A 24,893-nucleotide genomic window follows, 5' to 3' on the forward strand; every position below is an offset into this window, starting at 1 on the left:
AGGACCGTCGCAGGGGGTGCCGACACAACCCGCAACCCGGCCACGGGCGCCTATGCTCCCTGCACGTGGGCGCTCAGGGGGACGACGACGAGGCAGGACGGACGCAGCCTGCTCAGGGCTACCGCTGGTGCCTCGCCTCCGTGGTCCTGATCGTCGTCACCCTCGCCTGCTTCGCCAGGGTCGGTGCCGACTGCCTCTGGCTGGTCGCGCTGGGCGATCGCATCCGGGAGCACGGCGCCGTGCCGGACGGCATACCGTTCGCCGCCGCCGACACCCGCGGATGGCCGAACGCCGTCGTCGCCGCCGAGGTCGCGCTGTCCCTCACCCACTCCGCCGGCCTCCCTGTCCTGGTGCTCGCGCAGCTGGTGGCGGCCGGCGGCGCGCTCGTCCTGCTGGCCCTCGGAGCCCGCGCAGACGGCGCGACCGACGTCGCCACGGCACGCGTCCTGCCGCTCTTCGCCCTGGGCTCGGTCGCCGGTCTTGCCATCGTTCGGCTCCAGCTCTTCTCGCTCGTCCCCTTCGCCGGACTGTTCTGGCTGCTGCGCTCCCAGCACCGAAGGCCGACCCGGGGCGTGTTGCTGCTCCCGCTGGTGGTCGCGGTCTGGACGAACCTGCACGGCGCCGTCCTGCTGGGGGTCGCGGTGTCGGGCGCCTACCTGCTCTTCTCCCGCCTGCGGACGCGACCGGTCGAGACCCTCGCGGTGGGCTGCGCGACCGCCGTCGCGGTGCTCGCGACACCGGAAGGACTGGGCACCGTCAGCTACTACGTCGGCGTCGCCACCAACGAGGCCGCGCGCCAGCACACCGGCCTGTGGGCGCGGCTGAGCCCGACGGCGCCGTTCGACGTGGCCCTGGTCCTCGCCGGGGTCGTGCTCCTCTGGCTCGCCGTACGGCGCGGCCTGCCGCTCTGGGAGTGGGTGGTGCTCGCCGGCCTGACGGTCGCGACGATCGGAGCGGCCCGGAACGGCATCTGGCTGTTGATGTGGACGGTCGCTCCGGCGGCGCTCGGCGCCTCGCGGGGACCCGCGGCCCGGGCCGGGCAGCAGGGCCGGCTCGCGGCGGTCGCTCTGGCCTGCGCCGCGGCGGGCGCGACGGCGGTCGTGCTCCCCCGCAGCGGTGCGCTGCTCGGCGTGGACGCCGACGTTGTCGGGTCCCTCGCGAACGCGGCCGGCGACAAGGTCGTCCTGGCGCCGGAGCCCTTGGCCGAGGCCCTGGCCGCGGACGGCGCCACGCTGTGGGTCCTGGACCCCATCGACGCGTTCGACCGGTCCGACCAGCGCGCCTACCTCGAGTTCATCGACCACGACGACCCGTCCGGCGCCCTTTCCCACGTCGACGTCGTCATCGTCGACGCCGACGGCGAGGCTGCCGAGCGCATGGCGGACGCCCCGGGTTTCACGATCACCGATCGCCAGGGCGACTGGCTGCTCTTCGAGAGGGGCTGATCTCCTCGGACGGCCGCTGCCTAGACGTCCTGTCGCCTGATCAGCTCGATCGCGTCGTCGCGGCCGCACCACCGGCACCGGACGGTGTCCACGGTCTCGGCCAGCAGCTCGGTGTCCTCGACCCGGCGCTCGCCCGCGAGGTCGAAGTGCCAGTACTCCGTCGTCCGGCGGTTCCGCGTCACGTCGAACCGCGTGAGGTTGCCACAGCCGCCGCAGCGCCACCGGTGGCTGTCGTCAGGAAGAGCGGGCACGGTCGGCGAGTGTAGGGGGCCCACCCGCTCCTCGGGCGCGCCGCCGCCGATGTGTCGGGCCGGGTGCCTACCGTCAGCGACATGGCCGGCACGACGACCACGCAGTGGGAGCAGCAGCGCAGCTTCGACGAGCTCGGCCGTCCGCTGCGCGACGTCACGTTCTGCGTGGTCGACCTGGAGACCACCGGGGGCACCCCGCTCGACGGCTCGATGATCACCGAGATCGGCGCGGTGAAGGTGCGCGGCGGCGAGGTGCTCGGCGAGTTCCAGACCCTGGTCAACCCGCACACGGCGATCCCGCCGTTCATCGCCGTGCTGACCGGCATCACCAACGGCATGGTCGCCGACGCACCGCCGATCACGGCCGCGCTGCCGGCGTTCCTCGAGTTCGCCGCAGGTTCGGTCCTGGTCGCGCACAACGCGAAGTTCGACGTCGGCTTCCTGCGCCACTTCGCCCAGCAGCAGGACATCCCGTGGCCCGGCTTCGAGGTGCTCGACACGGTCAAGGTCGCCCGGCGGGTGGTCACCCGCGACGAGGCGCCCAACCACAAGCTCTCCTCGCTGGCGCGGGTGTTCCGCTCGGGCACCACGCCCAACCACCGCGCGCTCGCCGACGCGCGCGCCACCGTCGACGTGCTGCACGGGATGATGGAGCGGCTCGGCGGCCTCGGCGTGCACACCCTCGAGGAGCTGCAGACCTACTCCTCCAAGGTCGCCGCCGCACAGCGCCGCAAGCGGCACCTCGCCGACCGGCTCCCCCATGCGCCCGGTGTCTACATGTTCTGCGACGAGCGCTCCCGCGTGCTCTACGTCGGCACGTCCAAGGACCTGCGACGTCGGGTCCGGTCCTACTTCACCGCGTCGGAGACCCGTTCCCGGATCGGCGAGATGGTGCAGATCGCCGCGTCGGTCACCGGGATCACCTGTGCGACCGCGCTCGAGGCGGAGGTGCGCGAGCTGCGGCTGATCGCGGAGCACAAGCCGAGCTACAACCGCCGGTCCCGCCACCCGGAGAAGATGACGTTCCTCAAGCTCACCCGCGAGCCCTGGCCCCGACTGTCCCTGGTCAACCGGGTCCTCGACGACGACGCCGACTACGTGGGTCCGTTCTCGTCGCGCGGTGCGGCCGAGAGCTGCCTGGCGGCGCTGCACGAGGTGTTCCCCATCCGCCAGTGCTCCGGACGCCTCGGCAAGCGGCCTTCCCGGTCCGCGTGCGTGCTCGCGGAGATGGGCCGGTGCCTGTCGCCCTGCGACGGCAGCGCCGACTCCGACACCTACGCCGCGGTGGTCCGCCAGCTGCGCGACGCGCTGCTCCGCGATCCCGACGACGTGGTCGAGATCGTCAACGAGAAGATGACCACGCTGGCCGAGCAGGAGCGGTTCGAGGAGGCCGGTGTCCAGCGCGACCGGCTCGCGTCGTTCGTGCGGGCCGCCGCCCGCTCGCAGCGGCTGACGTCGCTCACCCGGTGCCCCGAGGTCGTCGCGGCCCGGCGCGAGGACGACGGACGGTGGACCGTCCACGTCGTCCGCTACGGCCGGCTCGCGGCGGCCGGGGTCATCCCGCCCGGCGCGCTCGCGACGGCGTACGTCGACCAGCTCCGCGCGAGCGCCGAGACCGTGCTGCCCGCCGTGGGACCGGTGCCGGCGGCGACCGCCGAGGAGTCCGAGCGGATCCTGCGGTGGCTGGAGCAGCCCGGCGTCCGGCTGGTCGAGGTCGACGGCGAGTGGACCTGCCCCGTGGCCGGAGCCGGCCGCGAGGCGCGCCGGTTCGCCTGAGGCGGCGCGGGAGCCGGCCGCGTAGCGGCGAGCAGCCCACTAGATTGGTCCGCATGATCACGGCCATCGTCTTCATCGAGGCAGAGACCGCGCGCATCCCCGAGGTCGCGGAGGCGATCGCCGCGCTCGACGGCGTCAGCGAGGTCTACTCGGTGACCGGCCAGATCGACCTGGTCGCCCTGGTCCGCGTCAAGCGGCACGAGGACATCGCTTCGGTGGTCTCCGACCAGCTCAACAAGGTTCCGGGCGTGGTCGACACCGAGACCCACATCGCCTACCGCGCCTACTCCCGCCACGACCTCGAGGCGGCGTTCTCGATCGGCCTCGACTGACCCCCCATCACCTTCTAGCTCGCTCGGACCAGCCTCCGACATCTTTCGGTCGGTCCTTCTCCGACGGCCCGCGGCGGCCACCACCTGGGACTAGCGTCCGTGCGGTGATCACGAGAGCCGTCGGCCAGGACAGCGTGCCGCGTGCCGACGACGCACGCTCGAGACGTGGTTCGACGCGCCTGGGAGCGGCCAAGTCCGCCGTACCGGCGCCCCCTCACTACCGTCTCTACCGCAGGCTGTTCGGCGCCGAGGACATGCACTCGCACTACCGGTGGAACGCACTGTTGCCTCTCGTCGACCTCGACGCACGGCACACGCTCGAGGTCGGTGCAGGCGACGGAAGAATGACCTTCGCCCTGGTCGACGCCGGCCTCACCGGTGAGGTCACGGCAGCCGAGCCGGACCCCGTCACCTCTCACCAGGCTCGCGAGACCAAGGCGCTCTGGGGCTACGAGAACGTGGAGATCATGCAGGAGCGGGTGGGAGACCTCCGAGCCCTGCAGGGTGCTGCCCTCTACGACCAGGTGCTGGCGATCGACGTGCTCGAGCACATCGAGGACGACGTCGAGGCGATGAGACAGATCGCCTCGGTCATTCGTCCCGGTGGCCGGCTGGTCGTATCGGTGCCGACGCCCCGGTATCCCGAGGTGTTCGGGCGCAAGTTCCACGAGCAGATCGGACACGTCCGGGACGGCTACACCCTGGAGACGCTCACGGCACTGCTGACCGGTGCCGGCTTCTCCGTCGACCACGTCCGTTACTACTCCGGTCGCCGGGTCGCCGCCGCAGCCAAGGCGTTCTACGGCTCCCATGTCCCGTTCGTGCTCGGAGTCCTGTGGGCACCCCTCCTGAGGCCGTGGCTGATGAGGTCGGAGACGACCGTGGATCCCGAGTGGGCCGTCAGCCTCGCGGTGACGGCGCGACCGAGCAACCGCGCCTGACTCGTCAGCGGGTGACCTTGCTCGTCGGCGCGGTCGACCTGGTCACGGTCGTGTAGCCCGCGAGCTTCCCGGTCACGACGAACGTGATGCGCTTGCCGCGCGCGGAGCGCGGGATCGTGAACGACTCCCGGTGCCCGGCGCGTCCGGTCACGGGCGTGCCGCCGACCTTCCACTGGGTGCTCAGCCGGACGCCGCTCGGTCCCCAGGCGCCGGTGATGGCCTGCAGGGTCTGCCCGACGACGGCAGCTCCGTAGACCTGGGGCGTCCCGACGGTCAGCTTGCCCTTCGCAACCGCCGGCGTCGGATCGCTCGCGACCGTCAGCGGCTGGTAGCCGGTGCGGCTGCCGGTCACCCGCACCACAATCGGCAGTCCCGCCGCCTTGGCCGGCACGACCAGGTAGCGGCTGGAGTCCTCCTGGAGCTTCAGGTCGCCGGCGTACCAGGCGTACGTCAACGTCGCGTCGCCCGGGTTCCACCCGGTGGAGACGGCGGTCAGGGTCTGGTCGACCGTCGGCGTGCCGGTGATCGTCGGGGTCCCGGCGATCATCGTCGCACCGAGCACGCTGACGGGCTCGCTGGTCCGCGGCTGGGCGGCGTACCCGGTCTTCACGCCCGAGACGGTGACCGTGAGGCTGCCGCCGACGTCGTCGGACTTGATCGAGTAGCTCGCGTTCGTCGCGCCGCTGATGACGATCCCGTCCCGCTTCCACTGGTAGCTGTAGGAGTCGGGGGTGGGGGCCCAGCCGGACCCGGGATCGGCCGTGAGCGTCTCGCCGTAGGTCGGCGTCCCGTCGTCGAGGATCGTCGGGCTCCCCGTCGAGCTCCAGGTCTGGAGGGTGATCGGGCCGTAGCCGGCGCTCGTCCACGACTTCGGGTCGAAGTTGAGCCTCTTGGCGGTCGCCGTGACCGTGATCGTCCTGCCCGCCTGCGCGGCTCCGAGGGTCAGGGACTGCCCGGTGGCACCGGAGATGGACACGCCGTTCTCGAACCACTGCCAGCTGTAGGTGTCCTCGCGAGGGACGGTGTGCCCGATCTGGGCCGTGAGGGTGTCCCCCACCGAGGCGTGGCCACCCGACGGCCCGACGATGGTCGGCGCCTCCCCGTCGACGAAGGTGCCGTTCCCGATCGGCAGCGTGACGTACCAGGTGCTCTGCGTCCCGGTCGACGGGAAGGTCTCGGGCCGACGGCCGTCGACGAAGCCGGTGACCATCACGATCAGGACGGAGCCGGCGTCGACCGAGGTGGGCACGTAGGACTGCCGGTCGGCGTCCGGGATGGCCGACCAGTGGGACATGTCGCCGTCGTGGGCGTAGCCCGCCATCGTGCGGTACCAGCGGAACCGCAGCTCGACGGGGACGTTCGACGGCGAGCGCCACCCGTTGCCCTGGACGGCAGGGTCGTCGTACCGCTCGATGTCCGAGGTGCTGGGGATCGGGTCGTACCAGAGCTCGTCCCCGACGCCCCGGATGCCGCCGATCACGCCGCCGCCGTACGCCGGGTTCGGCTCGACGCCGGTGCCCGACGAGCACGAGGCGCCCAGGCGGAGGTGGTCGAGGAACGCGACGCTGTCGAGGTCGCCGTTGCTCACGTCCGAGACCGAGACGGTGACCGTCTCCGCTCCCCCGGCGAACGTCAGCGGGATGCGCGCGGTGTCGCGGGTCGTGACGTGGTTGAGGCCCGTCAGCCGGGGCAGCCGCGGCTCCTCGGTCGAGCCGGTGACCGGGTCGGTGGGGTCGCCGGGCGCGTGCCAGTAGTCGAGGGCGTTGACCGAGTAGGGGACCGGCTTCGCGGGCCAGCTCGCCTGCGAGAAGTACCCGCGGCCGGCGTTCATCGCGTACTCCGTGGCATCGCCGCTGCGCTTGATCGACAGCGTGTCGCTCGCCGAGTCCGTGGTGTAGGTGTGCACCGGCTCCTCGGTGCCGAGCGCGAAGTCGACGAACAGGCAGCCGATGCCCGCTGCGGGCTGGATGGTCAGCGTGAGCGACGACGAGTCCGGCGCGCCGTCGTTGCCGCGGTCCGTGCTCAGCTGCGCCTGCGGGTCCGGCAGCGCGGGGAGCACCTGGTCGGCGTCGCCGGTCGACAGCACCAGGTAGCTGCTTCCCTGCGAGGGGAAGTCGTTGAACGCCGTCGAGGTGACCGCGGCGCTCCCGGACAGAGCCGCCGACACACCGGCCGGAGCGTCGATGGCCGCGGTCGCCGCGAGCGGGGCCACGTCGGCGAGGGCCGGCGCGGCCGAGACGACACCCAGCGCCGAGCCGATCAGTCCGGTGGCAGCCGTCAGCGCAATTCCCTTGATCCCCATGAAGCCCTCCCGAGCGCAGCATCAGCCGGCGCGGTCCCTGCCGACGCCCGACGACACGCGAGGCTATGCGGGCCGACGGGCATCCGGAGGCCGTCGACGGGATCGTGGTCGATCGACCGTCGGCCTGGCCCGAATTGACTACGCCTCAGGCGGACGCGGCGCCCACCCACCGCTCCAGCGTCGCCGCGGCGGCGCCGGAGTCGACGGCCTCGGCCGCGCGGGCCAGGCCCGCGGCGAGCGCGGTCGTCACGTCGCCGGCGTCGGGAGCGTCGTACACCGCGAGCGCGGCACCGGCGTTGAGGAGCACGGCGTCCCGGACCGGGCCCCGCTCGCCGGCCAGCAGCCGGCGTACGACGTCCGCGTTGTGCGCCGCGTCGCCGCCACGGAGGTCCTCGGCCGTCGCCGGAGCGAGGCCGAGGCCGCCGGGGTCGACCGTCGCCCGGGTGATCTGGCCGTCGTGCGCGACCCAGACCTGGGAGGTGGTGGTCGTCGTCAGCTCGTCCAGCCCGTCGTCGCCGCGGAAGACCCAGGCGTCGACGCCACGTCGCGCGTAGACGCCGGCCATGACCGGCGCGAGCCGCGGGTCGGCGCAGCCGATCGCCTGCGCGGCGGGCCGCGCTGGGTTCGACAGCGGGCCGAGGATGTTGAAGGTCGTGCCGATCCCGAGCTCGCGGCGCGGCACCGCGGCGAACCGCATCGCGGGATGGAACGCCGCGGCGAAGCAGAACGTGATCCCCGCGTCGACCGCGACCCTCGCGACCTCCTCCGGTGGCAGGTCGAGCCGGATCCCGAGCGCCTCGAGCACGTCGGCGGAGCCCGACTTCGACGAGGCCGAGCGGTTGCCGTGCTTGACCACGCGGGCGCCGGCGCCGGCCGCGACGATCGCGGCCATCGTCGAGATGTTCACCGAGTTGGAGCGGTCGCCGCCGGTGCCGACCACGTCGAGCAGCCGGCCGGGGACGTCGATCGGGTTCGCGACGGCGTACATCGCGTCCACGAGGCCGGTGACCTCGTCGATCGTCTCGCCCTTGGCGCGCAGGGCGACCGCGAATCCTGCGATCTGCGACTCCGTCGCCTCGCCGCGCAGCACCTCCCCCATCGCCCAGGTCGCCTGGGCGGGCGTGAGGTCGGTGCCGCCGACCAGCGCCCCGAGGACGTCCGGCCAGCTCAGCCCGGTGGTCACGTCGCGGGGACGCGTGGGCGCAGCAGGCCGACCACCGTCTCCGCCAGCCGGATCGGGTCCAGCGGGTGGGGCACGGCGGCGTCGGCGCGCGACCAGGTGGCCAGCCACGCGTCCTGCGGGCGGCCGGTCAGCACGACGATCGGCGGGCAGTCGGCGATCTCGTCCTTGAGCTGCTTGGCGATGCCCATGCCGCCCGCGGGCACGGCCTCGCCGTCGAGGATCGCCAGCGCGATGGTGCCGGCGTCCATGTTCTGGATCACGACGGGCTCGGTCGCGATCTCGACGTACTGCAGCTCCGGCAGGTCGGGGTGCGGCCGACGGCCCAGCGCCAGGATGACCTGCTCGCGGGTGTGCACGTCGTCGCTGTAGACGAGGACCTTGAGGGGCTTCACGGTCGTGGCGTCGCTCACGCGCGGCAGACTACTCGGTCGCCTCGGCCTGCGCCTCGGCCCGGGCCGCCTCCTGGGCCGCCGCCCGGGCCTCGAGCCGGTCCAGCCGGCGGTCCTCCCGCTCGGCCTCCTTCATCGAGGACCGCACCCACTGCGCGAACAGGATCACGAAGAAGACCAGGCCGACCAGGTCGCCCGCGCCCCAGAGGATGCCGCCGGCGAGCTGCTGGTCCGCGCGCATGTCGGGCAGCCAGGAGGCCATCGGCCCGTCCCGCAGCGCCCGGTAGTGCTCGCCGCCGAGCAGCGTGGTCTGCCCCATGATCGTGACCCCGAGGAAGGCGTGGAACGGCAGCGTCAGCACGGTCAGCAGCACCCGGAACGGGTGGCTCACCCGCCCGGGCAGGGGGTCGACGCCGACGATCGGCCAGAAGAAGAGCGAGCCGACGAGCACCAGGTGGAGGTGCATCATCTCGTGGATGTAGTCCGAGCGGAGGGAGGCGTCGTACCAGCCGGTGAAGTAGAGCGCCCACGGCGAGAGCACGTAGAGGGCGAAGGTCAGCGGCGGGAAGGACAGCACCTTCGCCACCCGCGAGTGGAGTACGGCGAGCAGCCACCTGCGCGGCGCGCGCGGCAGGGTGCGGAGAGCCAGCGTGACCGGCGCACCCAGCGCGAGGGACAGCGGCACGAGCATCGACAGCACCATGTGCTGGACCATGTGCGCGCTGAGCAGGGTGTCGTCGTACGCGGCGAAGCCGGAGGACGTCGCCCAGTAGAAGGCCGCCATCCCGGCACCCCACGCGATCGACCGGCCGACCGGCCAGCGGTCGCCACGGCGGTGCAGCGTCCGGACCCCGACGACGTACAGCCCGGCGCCCCAGACGGTGGCGATCAGCGGGATGGGAGCGAGCGTCCACTCGGTCCACGAGGTCGCCCACGACAGGGGTGGCACAAGGCTTCACGGTACGTCCCGGCGGGCGGGTGCTCATTCCCAGGGGGTCGGCGTGCCACCCGGCGGCACTATCGACATAATGAGGCCCGTGGCGACCACAGCAATGGCATCCCTCCCGGCCTCGCGCCTGCACGGCCAGCACGACCGACCGAGCATGGTGGCCGTCGGAACCATCATCTGGCTGTCCAGCGAGCTGATGTTCTTCGCGGCCCTGTTCGCGTGCTACTTCACCATCCGGTCGGTGAGTCCGGACATGTGGGCGGCGAACACCGACCGCCTGAACGTCCCCTTCGCCTCGGTGAACACCACGATCCTGGTGCTCTCCTCGGTGACCTGCCAGCTGGGCGTCTTCGCGGCCGAGCGCGGCCAGGTCGGGCGCTCCGGCTCGGTCCTCAACGTGGCCGGCTGGGGGCTGCGCGAGTGGTTCATCCTGACCTACGTCATGGGTGCCGTGTTCATCGGCGGCCAGGCCACCGAGTACGCCTCGCTGATCCACGAGGGTGTCACGATCCCGCACGACGGCTACGGCACCATGTTCTACCTGACCACCGGCTTCCACGGCCTGCACGTGACCGGCGGGCTGATCGCCTTCCTGTTCGTCCTCGGACGGACCTACCTCGCCAAGCGCTTCACCCACGAGCAGGCGGTGAGCGCGATCGTCGTGTCCTACTACTGGCACTTCGTGGACGTGGTCTGGATCGGCCTGTTCGCGACGATCTACCTGGTGCAGTGAGCGGCGTGACAGCGAGCCCGGCACCCACGAAGAACAGTTGTTCCCTGCGGACCCGTAAGGACTGAATGTGCGACTCCTGAACCGCTCCGTCGGTCGACTCTCGCGGCACCGCCGCGGGCCGCTCGCCGGATTGATGGTGCTGCTCCTCGGACTGCTCCTCACCGGTGGCCTGTACGCCGCGTTCGCGCCGGCGCAGGCGCACGACGAGTCCGACAACTCGGCTCAGATCGAGCAGGGCCGCCAGCTCTTCCTCGTCAGCTGCGCCTTCTGCCACGGCCAGAACGGCGAGGGCGTGCTGACCCAGGACGGCACCCAGTACGGTCCCGCGCTGACCGACGTCGGCGCCGCCGCCGTCGACTTCCAGGTCGGCACCGGCCGGATGCCGATGGCGCAGCCCGGCGCGCAGGTCCCCGAGAAGGAGAACGTCTTCAGCGACGACGAGGTCGCCGCGCTGGCGGCGTACGTCGGCTCGCTGGGCACCGGCCCCGCGATCCCCGACGCGGACATGTACGACCCCAAGACGCTCAGCGGCGACGAGTACCAGGACTACGTCACCCGCGGCGGCCAGATCTTCCTCGCCAACTGCACCGCGTGCCACAACTTCGAGGGCTCCGGCGGCGCCATGCCGCGCGGCGGCTACGCGCCGAAGATCCGCGGCGTCGACCCGAAGTACATCTACGAGGCCATGCTCACCGGGCCCCAGTCGATGGACACCTTCTCCGACGGCAACATCCCGCCGGACGACAAGAAGGCCGTGATCGCCTACCTCGACTCGCTCAACAACTCCCCGAGCTACGGCGGCCTGACCCTGGGCAGCCTCGGCCCCGTGAGTGAGGGCATCGTGGCCTGGGTCGTCGGCATCGGCCTGTGCGTCGGGTTCGCGGTCTGGATCGCGGCGCACACCACTCGCTCGAGCAAGAAGAAGGACGAGGTCCAGGCGTGAGCGACGCACACGAGAGCCACAGCACCGAGCTCGTCGCGGCCGACGAGCCGATCGCGAACCCCGGACTGCCGGAGCACACCTGGCGTCCGACCGACGTCGACCCGGCAAAGGAGCGGCGCGCCGAGATCCAGGTCTCGGTGCTGTTCATGCTGTCCGCGGTCTGCACCGTCCTGTTCTGCGTGTCCTACTTCGTCTTCGACATCAAGGACAACTGGAGCACCGTCGGCGGCCTCGGTGCCTCCACAGTCGCCCTCGGCCTGAGCCTCGCCGGCGCGCTCCTCTTCGTCGGCATCGGCATCATCCAGTGGGCCCGCAAGCTGATGGGCGACCACGAGATCGTCGAGATGCGGCACTCCGCCGGCTCCAACGAGAGCGAGCGGGCCTCGGCGCTCGCCGACCTCGCCACCGGCATCGAGGAGACGGGCATCGCCCGCCGGCCCCTGGTCCGCAACACCCTGCTCGGCTCGCTCGCCCTGCTCGGGGTGCCCATGATCCTCGGGCTCCGCGACCTCGGTCCGCTGCCGGGCGACAAGCTCTACCACACGATCTGGGGCGAGGGGACCGACGAGCACCCGATGCGGATCGTCCGCGACGGCATCTGGACCCCGATCCTCGCCTCCGACCTCGAGGTCGGCGACCTGGTCAACTGCCAGCCCGACGCGCTGATGAACCCCGAGCGCTACGGCATCGACCCGTCGGAGGTCGAGGGCACCAATGCCCAGATCGTGAAGAGCAAGGCATCCCTGATCCTGCACCGGATGAACCCGGCCGACATCAAGCCCGGCGTCGACGCCGAGGGCAACAGCCGGGCCAACTGGGACGTCAACGGGATCGTCGCCTACTCCAAGATCTGCACCCACGTCGGCTGCCCGATCTCGCTGAACGAGCGGACGACGCACCACCTGCTGTGCCCCTGCCACCAGTCGACGTTCGACCTCTCCGACTCCGGTAAGGTCGTTTTCGGCCCCGCCGGCCGGCCGCTGCCCCAGCTGCCGATCACGGTCGACGACGAGGGCTACCTGGTTGCGCAGCGTGACTTCGATGAACCGGTCGGACCGAGCTTCTGGGAGCGGGACTACTATGAGCGTTGATACCAGCAAGGTCGCCACGACCAACGCCGACGAGCCCGCCACGGTGAAGAAGGGCCAGAAGGCCGCCGGCGCCGTCGCCAACTGGGCCGACGAGCGGCTCGGCCTCGCGAAGGCGACGAAGACGATGTCGCTGCGCAAGGTCTTCCCGGACCACTGGTCCTTCATGCTCGGGGAGATCGCGCTCTGGAGTTTCGTCGTCCTCCTGCTCACCGGTGTGTTCCTCACCCTGTGGTTCGACCCGAGCATGACCGAGGTCCGCTACAACGGCTCCTACGACGCCCTGCGCGGCGTGCAGATGTCGTCGGCGTACGCCTCGACCCTGCACATCTCCTTCGACGTGCGCGGTGGTCTGCTGCTCCGGCAGATGCACCACTGGGCGGCGATGATCTTCATCGGCGCGATGATGATCCACCTGCTGCGCGTCTACTTCACGGGTGCGTTCCGCAAGCCGCGCGAGCTCAACTGGGTGATCGGCTGCCTGCTGCTGCTGCTCGGCACCCTCGAGGGCTTCACCGGCTACTCCCTTCCCGACGACCTGCTCTCCGGTACCGGCGTGCGGGCGGCGGACGGCTTCATGAAGGCCTCCCCCGTCGTCGGCACCTACATGTCGTTCTTCCTGTTCGGCGGCGAGTTCCCGGGTGACTCGATCATCCCGCGGCTCTACGTCATCCACATCCTGCTGGTGCCGGGCCTCCTGCTCGCGCTGATCACGGCCCACATGGTGCTGCTCGTCTACCACAAGCACACCCAGTGGCCTGGTCCCGGCCGGACCGAGGAGAACGTGGTCGGCTACCCGCTGCTCCCGGTCTACATGGCCAAGGCCGGCGGCTTCTTCATGATCGTGTTCGGCACCATCGCCCTGCTGGGCGGGCTGTTCACCCTGAACCCCGTGTGGAAGTTCGGCCCCTACGACCCGTCCAAGGTGACCGCGGGCTCCCAGCCCGACTGGTACATGGGCTGGCCCGACGGCCTGCTGCGGATCATCCCGGCGCTGGAGACCCACCTGTGGGGTCACACGATCAGCTGGAACATCATGATCCCGATCCTGATCATGCCGCCGCTGATGCTGACGATCCTGATCGCGCTGCCGTTCGTGGAGGCCTGGATCACCGGCGACAAGCGCGAGCACCACCTGCTGCAGCGCCCGCGCAACGCGCCGACCCGGACCGCGTTCATGGTCTCGCTGATGACGTTCTACGGGCTCGCCTGGGCGGCCGGCGGAAACGACATCATCGCGATCAAGATGCACCTGTCGATCAACGAGATCACCTACTTCATGCGCGGTGCGGTGTTCATCGGGCCGCTCATCGCGTTCGTGATCACCCGTCGCTGGTGCATCTCGCTGCAGCGGGCCGACAACGACCGCCTGCTGCACGGCTACGAGACCGGTGTCCTCGTCCGCTCCCCCGACGGCGGGTACGCCGAGAAGCACCTGCCGATCTCGCCGACCGAGGCGTTCACGCTCACCGCGCGGGACCGCGACGAGGTCTACACCCCGGACCCCGACGCCGACGCCAACGGCGTGTCGAAGCGGGGTGCCCGCCTCGCCAAGGTGCGGAGCCGGCTCTCCCAGCTGATGTACGCCGACAACGTGCAGAAGCCCACCCAGGAGGAGCTGCACGAGGGCGAGCACCACTCCGAGCACGAGCTCCACGAGCTGGAGTCGCAGATCGCCGCCGGCCCGAACCGGCACGGTCCCTCGGAGCACTGACCCGATCGCCGAACCGGCAGGAGCCCGACCTCGGGCTCCTGCCGGTTCGGCGTTTTTGCCGCTCGTCCGGGTCCGCCGACTAGGGGCCGACGCCCGGTCGAGTGGGGGCCGACGCCCGGTCCGTCCTTGGAGGACGGTGCGGCCGGACCCACTCGACCGTGCGACGGGGCCCACTCGACCGTGCGACGGGGCCCACTCGACGATCAGAAAGGCCCACCGGCGACCTCCGTGAGGAGGTCGCCGGGGGCCCGCTGTCGCAGGTGCCCGCCGACCGGGTCAGCTCAGAGCCGACGCCGAGCGGTAGTCCTTGTAGGCGATGTTCCAGTCGCCGTAGCCGTTGTCGGGCTCCATCGGGCGGTCGGTCCCGGTGTACTCCACCACGTCGCCGACGTTGGACAGGTCGAACAGCCACTTGGCGTTCTCCGTGCTCATGCCGGTGCAGCCGTGGGAGACGTTCTCCGAGCCCTGGGCGTAGACCGACCACGGGGCGGCGTGGATGAACTCACCGGAGTAGGTGACCCGCATCGCGTACTGCACGCCCTTGATGTTGTAGGCGTCCGCGCCGGTGATGCCGACCGTCTCGGAGTTCATGTCCTTGGACACGAACTTCTCGATGATGACCTTCGTGCCGGAGCGGGTCGTGTACGCCGGCTGCTGGCCGGTCGTGATGGGGATCGTCCGCAGCAGCTTGCCGTTGGAGAAGACCTGCATCTCGTCGGTCGCCATGTTCACCTTGTAGACGTGGGCGTCGCCGATGTTGAAGTCGACGTCGCGGTTCTCCTGGCCGTAGATGCCGTTGCCGGCGCTGACGCCGTTGACGTCGACGGCGACGTGCACCTTGGTGCCGGCCTTCCAGTAGCTCTTCGGGCGCCAGTGCGCCTCGGTGTCGCTGACCCAGTGCCAGGTGCCCGGCTGCGCCGGCGTCGCGTCCACGTGCATGTTCCGCTCGAAGGACTTCTTGTCGGTCACCGGGACGTCGAAGTGGACGATCACCGGCATGCCGACGCCGACCGTCTGGCCCTGGAGCGGCGCGACGGACGGATAGGTCTGCTGGTCGAGGGTCAGCGCCTGGGTGGTGAAGGTCGACGTCCACCGGGAGGTGGTGCCGTCCTCGCCGCGCCCCAGCGCGCGCACGGTGTACGTCGTGCCGGGCTCGAGGCGGTCGGTCGCCTTCCAGTCGGCGCCGCTCTTGGCGAGCGCGCCGGCGACCTTGCCGGCCGAGGAGCTCACGGCGACGTTCTTGAGGGAGCCGCCGGTGGCGGAGACCTCGACGAGCGTGTCGACGCTGACGTTCTTCGCGCCGCGCTTCACGTTGACGTGCAGCTTCGCGGGGCTCGCCTGGGCGACGGGGCTGGTGGAGGCGTCGGTGGGGCTGTTGTCGTCGCCCACGACCGGCAGGTCCTTCGTCGCGTTGCAGCCCGTGAGCGCCAGACCGGTGCACACGAGCAGGGCGACGCCGGCAGCGAACGGCGCCCGGCGCTTCGGGTTCGGGACAGGCAGCATGGTGTGGAGCGTCTCTCTCGATGGTGACGGCGCGACACCCCAGCGGTACTTGTCCGCGGGGTTGGGGAAACCGGCTCCCCTCCGGAGTCGCTCTAAGAGGATAACCGGCGGAGGCACGCAACTCGGGATCCTGGGCACGTCAGAAACCTCACGTGCCCGGACGGCAACCAACCAGGGACCCGTTGCGTCTAACGCAGCAGGCGCCGCTGCGGACCCCGACGGTCTAGTGGGCGTGCTCCCCGCGGTAGTACTCGAAGATCCAGCCGCAGAGGGCCAGTGCGCCCAGGACGACACCGATGACCAGCAGCCACCAGGCCTTCATCGCGAGCGCGAGCACGATCGTCGACAGGCACAGCGCGCACCACATCGGCCACCAGGAGAACGGCGGGAAGAAGCCGAGCTCACCGGCTCCCTCGGCGATCTCGCCCTCCTTGCGGTCCTCCGGACGGGGGTCCATCCGGTTGGCGTGGAAGCCGAGGTAGAGCGTCACCATCGAGGCGAGCAGCGTGGTCATGACCAGCGCCGAGGTTCCGGTCCAGTCCGCGCCGCTCGCACCCGCGTCGGTGATGAACCAGTAGGCGGGCGTCACCAGCACCAGGAAGACGGTGGTGATGCCGAAGAGCCAGGCCTCGATCTTCATCAGGCGTCGCCCTTCTTCTTCTCGTTCTGCTCAGCGATGTGCTCTGCGCGGCCCTGCGTGTCCGGGACGTCGGCGAACGCGCCGTCCTTCTCGACCGGGTTGTGGTCGAGCTCGATCGCGGCGACCTCGGGGTGGTGCAGATCGAAGGCCGGGGACTCCGAGCGGATCCTGGGCAGCCGCTCGAAGTTGTGCCGTGGCGGCGGGCAGCTGGTGGCCCACTCGAGCGAGCGACCCCAGCCCCACGGGTCGTCGACGCCCACGAGCGGCGCGTTCCGCGAGATGTAGATGTTGTAGAAGAACGGCAGCATCGACGAGGCCAGGATGAACGCACCGATGGTCGACACCTGGTTGAGCGTGGTGAAGCCGTCGCTCGGCAGGTAGTCGGCGTACCGCCGCGCCATGCCCTCGATGCCCAGCCAGTGCTGGACGAGGAACGTCGTGTGGAAGCCGATGAACAGCAGCCAGAAGTGGATCTTGCCGAGCCGCTCGTCGAGCATCCGGCCGGTCAGCTTCGGCCACCAGAAGTAGAACCCGGCGAACGTCGCGAACACGACCGTGCCGAACACGGTGTAGTGGAAGTGCGCGACCACGAAGTAGGAGTCGGAAACGTGGAAGTCCAGCGGCGGGCTCGCCAGGATGATGCCGGTCAGGCCGCCGAAGAGGAAGGTCGTCAGGAAGCCGACCGACCACAGCATGGGTGTGTCCATCCGCACGGACCCGCCCCACATGGTGCCGATCCAGTTGAAGAACTTCACGCCTGTCGGGACCGCGATCAGGAACGTCATGCCGGAGAAGAACGGCAGGTTCACCGCCCCGGTCACGAACATGTGGTGCGCCCACACCGCGACCGAGAGGATCGCGATGCCCATGGTCGCGGCGACCAGGCCGACGTAGCCGAACACCGGCTTGCGGCTGAAGACCGGGAGGATCTCGGTCACGATGCCGAAGAACGGCAGCGCGATGATGTAGACCTCCGGGTGCCCGAAGAACCAGAACAGGTGCTGCCACAGGATCGCGCCGCCGTGCGAGGGGTCGAAGACGTGGGCGCCGATCTGGCGGTCCGCCTCGAGCGAGAGCAGGGCGCCGGCGAAGATCGGGAACGCGATGAGCACCAGCAGGCTGGTCACCAGGATGTTCCAGGTGAAGATCGGCATCCGGAACATCGTCATGCCGGGCGCGCGCATGCAGATGATGGTCGTGATGAAGTTGACGGCACCGAGGATGGTTCCGAGACCGGCCATCCACAGACCCATGATCCACAGGTCGCCGCCCACGCCGGGGCTGTTGATCGCATCCGAGAGGGGCGTGTAGGCGAACCAGCCGAAGGACGCCGCGCCCTGGGGGGTGATGAAGCCGGACGCGGCGATGAGGCCGCCGATGAGGTAGAGCCAGTAGCTGAACATGTTCAGCCGCGGGAACGCGACGTCGGGTGCGCCGATCTGCAGCGGCATGATCGCGTTGCCGAAGGCGAAGAACAGCGGTGTCGCGAACAGCAGCAGCATGATCGTGCCGTGCATCGTGAAGAGCTGGTTGTACAGCTCCTCGTTCACGATCTGCTGGCCCGGGTAGGCGAGCTCGGCGCGCATGATCAGGGCCATGATGCCGCCGACGACGAACCACGCCATCGCGGTCACGAAGTAGAGGTTGCCGATGATCTTGTGGTCGGTGGTGGTGAGCACCCTGACCACGAGCTTCCCCAGGGGCTTGCGCGTGGTGAGCTCCGCTGAGCGGGCTGCAGTCGCGGTCACTTCTGCTCTCCCTCGGTCTCGTCTTCGGGGTTCAGGTAAGGCACCCGGGTGTAGGACCCGCCGATCACCGGGTGGTCCGCGGAGTGCTCGGGGTCGGACTCGAGACCCTGGATGTAGCTCTCGTAGTCGTCCTGGCTGACGACCTTGACCTGGAAGAGCATCCGCGAGTGGTAGGTGCCGCAGAGCTCGTAGCACTTGCCTGCGTAGGGGCCGCCGATCTCGGTCGGCGTGACCTGGAACTTGTTGTCCCGGCCCGGCACGACGTCCATCCGCATCGCGAAGGCCGGGATCCCGAAGTCGTGGATCACGTCGGCGCTCTCGAGGTCGAACTCGATGGTCTCGTCGACCGGGAGGACCAACGTCGGGATCGAGTCGTTGTTGAGGTCACCGGCGACGTAGACGACCTTGCCGTCGGTCTGCGACGGGTCGAGGTGGTGGTTGAAGGTCCACTGCCACTTCTGGCCCACGACGGTGATCCGCACGTCCGGCGACGGGTCGAGGTGCATGACCTCGTTCTGGACACGCACGGTGTGCGAGAAGAAGACGATCACCATCACGATCGGGAAGATCGTGTAGAAGATCTCGACGGGCAGGTTGTAGCGCGTCTGGATCGGGACCTCGTCGTCGCTGCGGCGGCGGTAGTAGATCACCGCGAACAGGATCAGCCCCCAGACGACGACGCCGGTCGCCAGCGCGGCGATCCAGGCGCCCTGCCACAGGTCGAGGATGCCCTGGCCCTGCTCGGTCACGATCTTCGGCATGCCGGCACGCTCGAGCTGCGTGTCGTCCGAGCAGCCGCTCAGCGCGAGAGCGAGTACGACGAAGCCGGCGAGCGGGAGCGTCCGAACCAGGTTCCGACGCGAACCACGCGTGCGCTCGGGGTGCCTCAAGCCCACGAACGAGCCTTCCTCTCGAGGGTCAGATCCAAACGAACATTAGCGGAGACCGGCCGCGTCACCGCGCCGGGGTCCGCATTCGAGTCCTCGCTAGATTTTGCACCGTGACCACGCCCTCCGGCACCCCCGGCGAGGCGATCCCCCGCCCGCTGGACCACTACCTGGACACCGCGTCCGCGGAGCCGCTCCACCCCGCCGCGCGCGAGGTGCTGCTCGCCGCGCTCGAGCGGGGGTACGCCGACCCGCGGCGGCTGCACCGGCAGGCGCGGGACGCGCGGCTGCTCCTGGACAACGCCCGCGCCGTGGTCGCGGAGTGCCTCGGCGCCCGCCCCGACGAGGTCGGCTTCGCCGCCTCCGGCACCGACGCGGTCCACCGCGGCCTGCTCGGGCTGGTCCGGGCGCAGCGGGGCACCGCCCGGACCGGGGTCGTGCACTCCGCGGTCGAGCACTCCTCGGTGCTCCATGCCGTGGGCTGGCTGGACTCCCCCCTGCACGCCTCGGTCCCCGTCGACGCCAGCGCGCGGGTGGATCCGGCCGCGGTCGACGCCGCCGCCCGGTCCGACGGGGTGGCCGTGGTGGCCCTCCAGGCGGCCAACCAGGAGGTCGGGACGGTCCAGCCCGTCGACGCCCTCGACCTGCCGGAGCGCATCCCGCTCTTCGTGGACGCCGCCGCGGCGGCCGGCCGGATCGAGCTCCCGTCCCGTTGGGACGCGCTGGCGGCCTCGGCGCGGAAGTTCGGCGGGCCGGCCGGCGTCGGCGTGCTCGTCGTACGCCGGGAGGTGCGCTGGAGCACCCCGTTCCCCGGCGACGACGGGCTGGACCAGCTCGGCGGCGACGCCAACGTCCCCGGGGCGCTCGCGACCGCCGCGGCGCTGCAGGCAGTGCTGTCGGAGCGGGAGGAGACCGCGGCGAGGCAGCACGAGCTCACCGACCGGATCCGGCGAGCGGTCGGCTCGCTCCCCGACACCGAGGTCGTCGGCGATCCGGTGGACCGGCTGCCCCACCTGGTGACGTTCTCGTGCCTCTACGTCGCCGGCGACGAGCTCGTCACGGCCCTGGACCGGCGCGGCTACGGCGTGGCCAGCGGGTCGGCGTGCACGGCGTCGACGCTCGAGCCGAGCCACGTGCTCGCCGCGATGGGCGCGCTCACGCACGGCAACGTGCGCGTCTCGCTGCGTCGGGACTCGACGGTCGCCGAGGTGGACGGGTTCTGCGCGGCCGTGGCCGACGCCGTCGCCGAGTTCCGGTCCGGAGCGGGACTGTGACCACCCCGGCGGCCGAGCTCGACTGCCGCGGCCTGCCCTGTCCGCGCCCGATCATCGAGCTGGCCAAGGCACTGCCGGCGGTCGCCCTCGGCGAGCTCCTGTCGGTGGTCTCCGACGACCCTGCCGCGCGGCACGACGTACCGGCGTGGTGCCGGATGCGCGGGCAGGAGTACGTCGGCGAGGAGGCCGCGGACGACGGCGTGCCCCGCTACGTGGTGCGCCGCGTCAGCTGACCGGCTCAGCCGATGTGGGCGGCGATGTCGTCGGCCGCGGCGTCGCCGTAGGACTCCCGGACCCGGGCGACGAACTCGGCGGGGGTGAAGGAGTACTCCTGCGGCCCCACGGTCTCGACGACGTAGGCCGCCAGCACGCAGCCGACCTGGGCCGCGCGCTCGAGCGACAGCTCCCAGCCGAGCGCCGCCAGGAAGCCGGCTCGGAACGCGTCGCCGACGCCGGTCGGCTCGACCGCGGTCACGTTCTTGGCGGCCGGCACCTCGAGCAGCTCCTGCTCGCGGCCGCGGATGCGTACGCCGTGCGCGCCCAGGGTGGTGACCTGCAGACCGACCCGCTCGTAGACGTCGTCCGCGGTCCAGCCGGTCTTCTTCTCGATGACGTGGGTCTCGTACTCGTTGGTGACCAGGATGTCGGCGCCGTCGATGAGCTGGCGGATCAGGTCGCCGTCGCCGAACGCGAGCTGCTGGGAGGGGTCGGCCACGAACCGGTAGCCGCGCTGCAGGCACTCCTGGGTGTGGCGCAGCATGCCCTCCGGGTCGTCGGGCCCGATCAGGACGTACGCCGGCTCGCCGACCCGCGCGACGATCGGCTCGAGCTCGATCTCGCGGGACTCGCTCATCGCGCCGGGGTAGAAGGAGGCGATCTGGGCGTGCGTGGAGTCGGTGGTGCACACGAACCGTGCCGTGTGGCGCGTCGGCGACACGTGGATGTGGCTGCAGTCGACGCCGTGCCGCTCCAGCCAGGACCGGTAGTCCGCGAAGTCCTCCCCCACGGCGCCGACCAGCACCGGGCGGATGCCCAGCGTGCCGAGCCCGAAGGAGATGTTCCCCGCGCACCCGCCGCGGCGCACCTCGAGGTCGTGCACGAGGAAGCTGACCGAGAGCTTGTCGAGCTGGTCGACGACGAGGGAGTCCGAGAACTTCCCGTCGAACGTCATCAGGTGGTCGGTGGCGATGGAGCCTGCGATCAGCAGGGCCGCGGGAGCGTCAGACACGACACGGAACACTACCGGTCGGTACGGCTGGGTCTACCTGCCGGTAATCCCTACCGTGGACGACATGACGCCCTATGAGGAGATCGACAGCCCGACGGACTCCCGCGCCGACTGCGAGGCCGTCAACCACCGCCTCGCGCAGGCCGCCCGCCGCGCGGTCGAGCCCGCACCCAGCATCCACTTCGAGGACTACCCGCGCGAGGTCGCCAAGCGCGGAGAGATCCGGATCGGCGATGCCGCCCAGCGGCTCGCCAACGCCCTCCACCTCCACCTGGACTGACGCGGAAAACGAGAGCGCCGCCGGCCTCGGCCGGCGGCGCTCTCGTGTGTCAGCGGTCGCTCAGTGGAACGAGTCCCCGCACGCGCACGAGCCCGTGGCGTTCGGGTTGTCGATGGTGAAGCCCTGCTTCTCGATGGTGTCGACGAAGTCGATCATCGCGCCGTTGAGGTAGGGGACGCTCATCCGGTCGACGACGACGGACACGCCGTCGAAGTCGGTCACGACGTCGCCGTCGAGGGTGCGCTCGTCGAAGAAGAGCTGGTAGCGCAGGCCGCTGCAGCCACCGGGCTGCACCGAGATCCGCAGCGCCAGGTCGTCACGACCCTCCTGCTCGAGGAGGCTCTTCACCTTCCCGGCGGCGACCGGGCTCAGGTTGATCTGGTCCACACGGCGCTCGACCTCCACGGCGGTCGCGACGCCCGCGGGGGCGCTGCTGGTCGTGGTGGCAGCGGGGGCCTCGTGGCTGTGGCCGTGGCCGCCGCATCCGCACTGGTCGCTCATGCTCACTCCAGATGGGTCTCGAAGTCGTTGTCCGACAGCATCAATCGTCGCACACCGACGGTTATTCCATGGCTTCACCAGACCAGAACGGGCTTGACCACCTTCCCGGCCGTGACGTCGGCCACGGCGTCGGCGAGCCGGTCGAAGGAGTACGTCGTCACGAGCCGGTCCACGTCGAAGGATCCGGCGGCGCGCATCTCGATCAGCCTCGGGATCATCGTGAGCGGGTCGGAGTCGCCCTCGATCGAGGAGCGGATCACCTTGCCGGTCTGCAGCAGGTCGATCGCGTCGATCGTGTACTCCGGCGCGCCCAGCCCCAGCGGCACCAGCAGCCCCTTCGGCCGCAGCGCGCGCTGTGCCTGGAGCACCACGGCGGGGATCGCCGTCGTGTCGACGGCGTACGCCGCCCCGCCGCCGGCCAGGTCCCTGATCCGCTGCTCGACGGGGGCCTCCCCGTCGGTGGGGTCGAGCGTGACCGCGCCGTACCCCCGTGCGACCGCGCGGCGCTCCTCGGTCGGGTCGACGGCGATCACCGTCTCGACGCCCAGGCCGCGGGCGGCGGCGATCGCGGCCAGGCCGACCGCCCCGACCCCGAACACGACCAGCGGCTCGTCGAGCTCCGGCCGCAGGACGTTGAGCACCGTGCCGGCACCGGTCTGGAACCCGCAGCCGAACGGCGCCAGCAGGCTCAGGTCCAGGCCGGGGTCGACCACCACGCAGTTGTCGGCGTACGCCAGCGAGTGGCGGGCCAGGCTGGACTGGCCGAAGAAGCTGCCGAACACCGTCTGGTCGCCTCGGCGCATGGTCGTCGAACCGTCGGCGCGCATGCCCATGTAGTTGAGCAGCAGGCTCTGCTCGCAGTAGCCGACGTCGCCGGCCCGGCACGGCCCGCACTCGCGGCAGGAGCGGAAGCTCATCACGACGTGATCGCCGACCGAGATGCCGTCGACGTCCGGCCCCACGGCCTCGACCACGCCGGCACCCTCATGACCCATGACCGTCGGCATCATCTCCGCCGGCAGCATGGTCGGGACGTGGAGGTCGGTGTGGCACAGGCCGGCGGCCACGATGCGCACCAGGACCTCGTCGGCGCGCGGCTCGTCGAGCTCGACGTCGGTGAGCTCGAAGTCCGCTCCGGGCTTCTCGACCAGGGCGACGGTCGTCCTCATGCCTCACGCTCCAGCCAGAAGTAGTAGAGGTCGTCCACGCCGAAGGCCAGCCCGAGCTTCCCGTTCATGATCCCCATCACGGTGTCCTCGTCGACCTTCTTGAAGTGGTCGAAGACCGGCATCCGGTCATAGACCATGGTCGCGGTCACCTCGCCACGGAAACCGACCGGCCACAGCGACGCCTCGCCCCCGCCGCCCGCCTCCTTGTTGGAGTAGAGCCCGCCCTCCCCGTCGCGGCAGACCAGCGGCACGGCCTCGAGCGGGCTGTCGAAGCGCTTGCCGTGCCAGCGGACCTTCTCCAGCACCGTGCTGGCCAGGTGGCCGGTGGCGAAGTCGCCGCCCCTCCAGGCGCCGAGCATCTCGTCCACCTCCACCGTCGCGAGGTCGGTCCAGAGGGCGTCGAGGTCGACGGGGTCGGCGTGCTCCGCGCCGCGCAGCGCGTCGAAGCGGGATCGGATGTCGTCGGTCACGCCTGGAATCTAGAACGCGTTCCACTCCGTGAGCCAGTGCGGGTCTCATCCGGACCAGGTCCGGGCGACCCGCTGCGCCAGGTCCGCCAGGGCGCCGGCCGGGTCCGCGAACGCCCGTTCCTCCCCCACCGCGTCGACCAGCGAGTACGCCGAGTCCATCCCCAGCGCCCGCATCTCCCGCGAGCCGACCAGCACCTGCCCTGCGAGCGCCACGCACGGTCGCAGCGCCTCCGCCGCGACGGCGGCGACGCCGGCCGGCACCTTGCCCGCTCTGCTGCTGAAGTCGAACGCCCCCTCGCCGGTGACCACGACGTCCGCCCTTCGCGCCCGCGCCGCCAGGTCGGTCACCCGCGCGACGAGCTCGATCCCCGGCACCCGCGCCGCTCCGAGCAGCATCAGGGCGAAGCCCAGGCCTCCCGCCGCACCGGCGCCGGGCTCGAGGGACATCCGGCGATCGGTGGCGGCGGCGAGCCGCTCGAGCGCCGCGTCCCACCGCGGCAGCTCCGCCTCAGGAATGCCCTTCTGCGGGCCGAACGTCTTGGTCGCGCCGAACAGCCCCGTCAGCGGGCTGTCGACGTCGGAGGCGGCGACCAGCTCGACGCCCGCGAGCCGCTCGCGCGCTGCCGCGACGTCGACGGAGCGCAGGTCCTCCAGTCCTGCGACGCCCCGGTCGAGGGGCACGTCGGCCGTCGCACCGAGCGCCGCCAGCAGGCCCGCTCCCCCGTCGTTGGTGCCCGATCCGCCCAGCCCCACGACGATTCGCCGGGCACCGGCGACGAGGGCCTGCGCGAGGAGCTCGCCGACGCCGTACGACGACGCGTGCTCGGCGTCGCGCCCGCCCGTGAGGTGCACCCCGCACGCCTGCGCGCTCTCGACGTACGCCGTCCCGTCGCTCACCAGCAGCGTCGACGGCACCTCGGGCGCCGCCGCGACCGGTCCGGTGACGGTGCCGGCGAGCAGCTCCCCGCCCAGCGTCGCGTTCAGCACGCCGACGAAGCCGGGCCCGCCGTCCGACATCGGCGCCAGGTCCAGGGCGTCGCCCGGCGCCTGGCGCGCCCACCCCTCCGCGATCGCCTCGGCCGCCTGGACCGCGGTCAAGGTGCCCGCGAACTTGTCCGGCGCAATGAGCAGTCGCATGGACCAATAG

Annotated in this window: 25 protein-coding genes; 11 read left to right on the forward strand and 14 right to left on the reverse strand. The window is 70.9% G+C overall.

Annotation, left to right across the window (positions count from 1 at the left end; genetic code table 11):
- The first annotated feature begins 65 nt into the window (after positions 1-65).
- Positions 66-1,445 (forward strand): hypothetical protein, encoded by a 1,380-nt coding sequence (locus tag ABD709_RS07230; protein ID WP_344773779.1) that lies wholly within the window; start codon positions 66-68, stop codon positions 1,443-1,445.
- 20 nt (positions 1,446-1,465) lie between these two features.
- Here ABD709_RS07230 and ABD709_RS07235 read toward each other — a convergent pair whose 3' ends face one another.
- Positions 1,466-1,696, reverse strand: coding sequence for a hypothetical protein (locus tag ABD709_RS07235; protein ID WP_344773781.1), 231 nt, complete (start codon positions 1,694-1,696; stop codon positions 1,466-1,468).
- An 81-nt stretch (positions 1,697-1,777) separates the two neighbouring features.
- Between ABD709_RS07235 and ABD709_RS07240 the strand changes: the two genes are divergently transcribed.
- The 3 genes from ABD709_RS07240 to ABD709_RS07250 all read left to right on the forward strand — a co-directional run bounded on the left by ABD709_RS07240 (position 1,778) and on the right by ABD709_RS07250 (position 4,745).
- Positions 1,778-3,472, forward strand: a complete 1,695-nt coding sequence (locus ABD709_RS07240) for a DEDD exonuclease domain-containing protein (protein WP_344773783.1) — start codon at positions 1,778-1,780, stop codon at positions 3,470-3,472.
- Positions 3,473-3,525: 53 nt separating this feature from the next.
- The gene (locus ABD709_RS07245; RefSeq protein ID WP_344773785.1) at positions 3,526-3,804 is read left to right on the forward strand and encodes an Lrp/AsnC family transcriptional regulator; all 279 of its coding nucleotides are present in this window, start codon (positions 3,526-3,528) and stop codon (positions 3,802-3,804) included.
- 104 nt (positions 3,805-3,908) lie between these two features.
- Positions 3,909-4,745, forward strand: a complete 837-nt coding sequence (locus ABD709_RS07250) for a class I SAM-dependent methyltransferase (RefSeq protein WP_344773787.1) — start codon at positions 3,909-3,911, stop codon at positions 4,743-4,745.
- A gap of 4 nt (positions 4,746-4,749) precedes the next feature.
- Here the strand turns inward: ABD709_RS07250 and ABD709_RS07255 are convergent, their stop codons facing one another.
- The 4 genes from ABD709_RS07255 to ABD709_RS07270 form a co-directional block, all read right to left on the reverse strand.
- Complete coding sequence (locus tag ABD709_RS07255; RefSeq protein WP_344773789.1) at positions 4,750-7,047, reverse strand: hypothetical protein; 2,298 nt, start codon at positions 7,045-7,047, stop codon at positions 4,750-4,752.
- A 145-nt stretch (positions 7,048-7,192) separates the two neighbouring features.
- Positions 7,193-8,230: an anthranilate phosphoribosyltransferase gene (gene trpD / locus ABD709_RS07260; protein WP_344773791.1), complete on the reverse strand. Its 1,038-nt coding sequence runs from the start codon at positions 8,228-8,230 to the stop codon at positions 7,193-7,195.
- Positions 8,227-8,640 carry an Rv3143 family two-component system response regulator gene (locus ABD709_RS07265; RefSeq protein ID WP_344773793.1) on the reverse strand — a complete coding sequence of 138 codons (414 nt, stop codon included), beginning with the start codon at positions 8,638-8,640 and terminating at the stop codon, positions 8,227-8,229. Before ABD709_RS07265 ends, trpD begins: the two co-directional genes overlap by 4 nt.
- A 10-nt stretch (positions 8,641-8,650) precedes the next feature.
- Positions 8,651-9,568: a cytochrome c oxidase assembly protein gene (locus ABD709_RS07270; protein ID WP_344773795.1), complete on the reverse strand. Its 918-nt coding sequence runs from the start codon at positions 9,566-9,568 to the stop codon at positions 8,651-8,653.
- Between the two features lie 79 nt (positions 9,569-9,647).
- Between ABD709_RS07270 and ctaE the strand changes: the two genes are divergently transcribed.
- The 4 genes from ctaE to qcrB all read left to right on the forward strand — a co-directional run bounded on the left by ctaE (position 9,648) and on the right by qcrB (position 14,046).
- Entirely contained in the window at positions 9,648-10,301 is a 654-nt protein-coding gene (ctaE, locus tag ABD709_RS07275) for an aa3-type cytochrome oxidase subunit III (protein WP_486348521.1), read from the forward strand.
- 67 nt (positions 10,302-10,368) lie between these two features.
- Entirely contained in the window at positions 10,369-11,244 is an 876-nt protein-coding gene (gene qcrC, locus ABD709_RS07280; protein WP_344773797.1) for a cytochrome bc1 complex diheme cytochrome c subunit, read from the forward strand.
- On the forward strand, positions 11,241-12,335 hold the full coding sequence (qcrA, locus tag ABD709_RS07285) for a cytochrome bc1 complex Rieske iron-sulfur subunit (protein ID WP_344773799.1): 1,095 nt from the start codon (positions 11,241-11,243) through the stop codon (positions 12,333-12,335). The genes qcrC and qcrA overlap by 4 nt, the downstream gene beginning before the upstream one ends.
- Positions 12,325-14,046 carry a cytochrome bc1 complex cytochrome b subunit gene (qcrB, locus tag ABD709_RS07290; RefSeq protein WP_344773801.1) on the forward strand — a complete coding sequence of 574 codons (1,722 nt, stop codon included), beginning with the start codon at positions 12,325-12,327 and terminating at the stop codon, positions 14,044-14,046. The genes qcrA and qcrB overlap by 11 nt, the downstream gene beginning before the upstream one ends.
- A 276-nt stretch (positions 14,047-14,322) precedes the next feature.
- Here qcrB and ABD709_RS07295 read toward each other — a convergent pair whose 3' ends face one another.
- From ABD709_RS07295 to ctaC, 4 genes are all read right to left on the reverse strand, one after another.
- Complete coding sequence (locus tag ABD709_RS07295; protein WP_344773803.1) at positions 14,323-15,549, reverse strand: L,D-transpeptidase; 1,227 nt, start codon at positions 15,547-15,549, stop codon at positions 14,323-14,325.
- A 223-nt stretch (positions 15,550-15,772) separates the two neighbouring features.
- Positions 15,773-16,189, reverse strand: coding sequence for a cytochrome c oxidase subunit 4 (locus tag ABD709_RS07300; protein WP_344773805.1), 417 nt, complete (start codon positions 16,187-16,189; stop codon positions 15,773-15,775).
- The gene (ctaD, locus tag ABD709_RS07305) at positions 16,189-17,937 is read right to left on the reverse strand and encodes an aa3-type cytochrome oxidase subunit I (protein ID WP_344773807.1); all 1,749 of its coding nucleotides are present in this window, start codon (positions 17,935-17,937) and stop codon (positions 16,189-16,191) included. The genes ABD709_RS07300 and ctaD overlap by 1 nt, the downstream gene beginning before the upstream one ends.
- Positions 17,934-18,833: an aa3-type cytochrome oxidase subunit II gene (gene ctaC / locus ABD709_RS07310; RefSeq protein ID WP_344773809.1), complete on the reverse strand. Its 900-nt coding sequence runs from the start codon at positions 18,831-18,833 to the stop codon at positions 17,934-17,936. Before ctaC ends, ctaD begins: the two co-directional genes overlap by 4 nt.
- A gap of 104 nt (positions 18,834-18,937) precedes the next feature.
- Here ctaC and ABD709_RS07315 point away from each other — a divergent pair, with 104 nt between their 5' ends.
- Both ABD709_RS07315 and ABD709_RS07320 read left to right on the forward strand, forming a co-directional pair.
- Positions 18,938-20,098, forward strand: coding sequence for a cysteine desulfurase family protein (locus ABD709_RS07315; protein WP_344773811.1), 1,161 nt, complete (start codon positions 18,938-18,940; stop codon positions 20,096-20,098).
- A complete protein-coding gene (locus tag ABD709_RS07320; protein ID WP_344773813.1) occupies positions 20,095-20,331 on the forward strand; it encodes a sulfurtransferase TusA family protein in 237 nt (78 codons plus the stop codon). Before ABD709_RS07315 ends, ABD709_RS07320 begins: the two co-directional genes overlap by 4 nt.
- Positions 20,332-20,336: 5 nt before the next feature.
- On the opposite strand, the gene ABD709_RS07325 is transcribed toward ABD709_RS07320, so the two are convergent.
- Positions 20,337-21,269 carry a carbohydrate kinase family protein gene (locus tag ABD709_RS07325; protein WP_344773881.1) on the reverse strand — a complete coding sequence of 311 codons (933 nt, stop codon included), beginning with the start codon at positions 21,267-21,269 and terminating at the stop codon, positions 20,337-20,339.
- A 121-nt stretch (positions 21,270-21,390) separates the two neighbouring features.
- Here ABD709_RS07325 and ABD709_RS07330 point away from each other — a divergent pair, with 121 nt between their 5' ends.
- Positions 21,391-21,606, forward strand: coding sequence for a hypothetical protein (locus tag ABD709_RS07330; protein WP_344773815.1), 216 nt, complete (start codon positions 21,391-21,393; stop codon positions 21,604-21,606).
- 60 nt (positions 21,607-21,666) lie between these two features.
- Here ABD709_RS07330 and ABD709_RS07335 read toward each other — a convergent pair whose 3' ends face one another.
- The 4 genes from ABD709_RS07335 to ABD709_RS07350 all read right to left on the reverse strand — a co-directional run bounded on the left by ABD709_RS07335 (position 21,667) and on the right by ABD709_RS07350 (position 24,883).
- Entirely contained in the window at positions 21,667-22,107 is a 441-nt protein-coding gene (locus tag ABD709_RS07335; RefSeq protein WP_344773817.1) for a HesB/IscA family protein, read from the reverse strand.
- Positions 22,108-22,181: 74 nt separating this feature from the next.
- Positions 22,182-23,276 (reverse strand): NAD(P)-dependent alcohol dehydrogenase, encoded by a 1,095-nt coding sequence (locus tag ABD709_RS07340; protein WP_344773819.1) that lies wholly within the window; start codon positions 23,274-23,276, stop codon positions 22,182-22,184.
- Positions 23,273-23,746: a DUF4334 domain-containing protein gene (locus ABD709_RS07345; RefSeq protein WP_344773821.1), complete on the reverse strand. Its 474-nt coding sequence runs from the start codon at positions 23,744-23,746 to the stop codon at positions 23,273-23,275. The genes ABD709_RS07340 and ABD709_RS07345 overlap by 4 nt, the downstream gene beginning before the upstream one ends.
- 45 nt (positions 23,747-23,791) lie before the next feature.
- Positions 23,792-24,883 (reverse strand): glycerate kinase family protein, encoded by a 1,092-nt coding sequence (locus ABD709_RS07350; protein WP_344773823.1) that lies wholly within the window; start codon positions 24,881-24,883, stop codon positions 23,792-23,794.
- Positions 24,884-24,893: the final 10 nt, after the last annotated feature.

The sequence above is a fragment of the Nocardioides panacisoli genome, from assembly GCF_039537325.1.
In the GTDB taxonomy this organism is placed as follows: Bacteria; Actinomycetota; Actinomycetes; order Propionibacteriales; family Nocardioidaceae; genus Nocardioides; species Nocardioides panacisoli.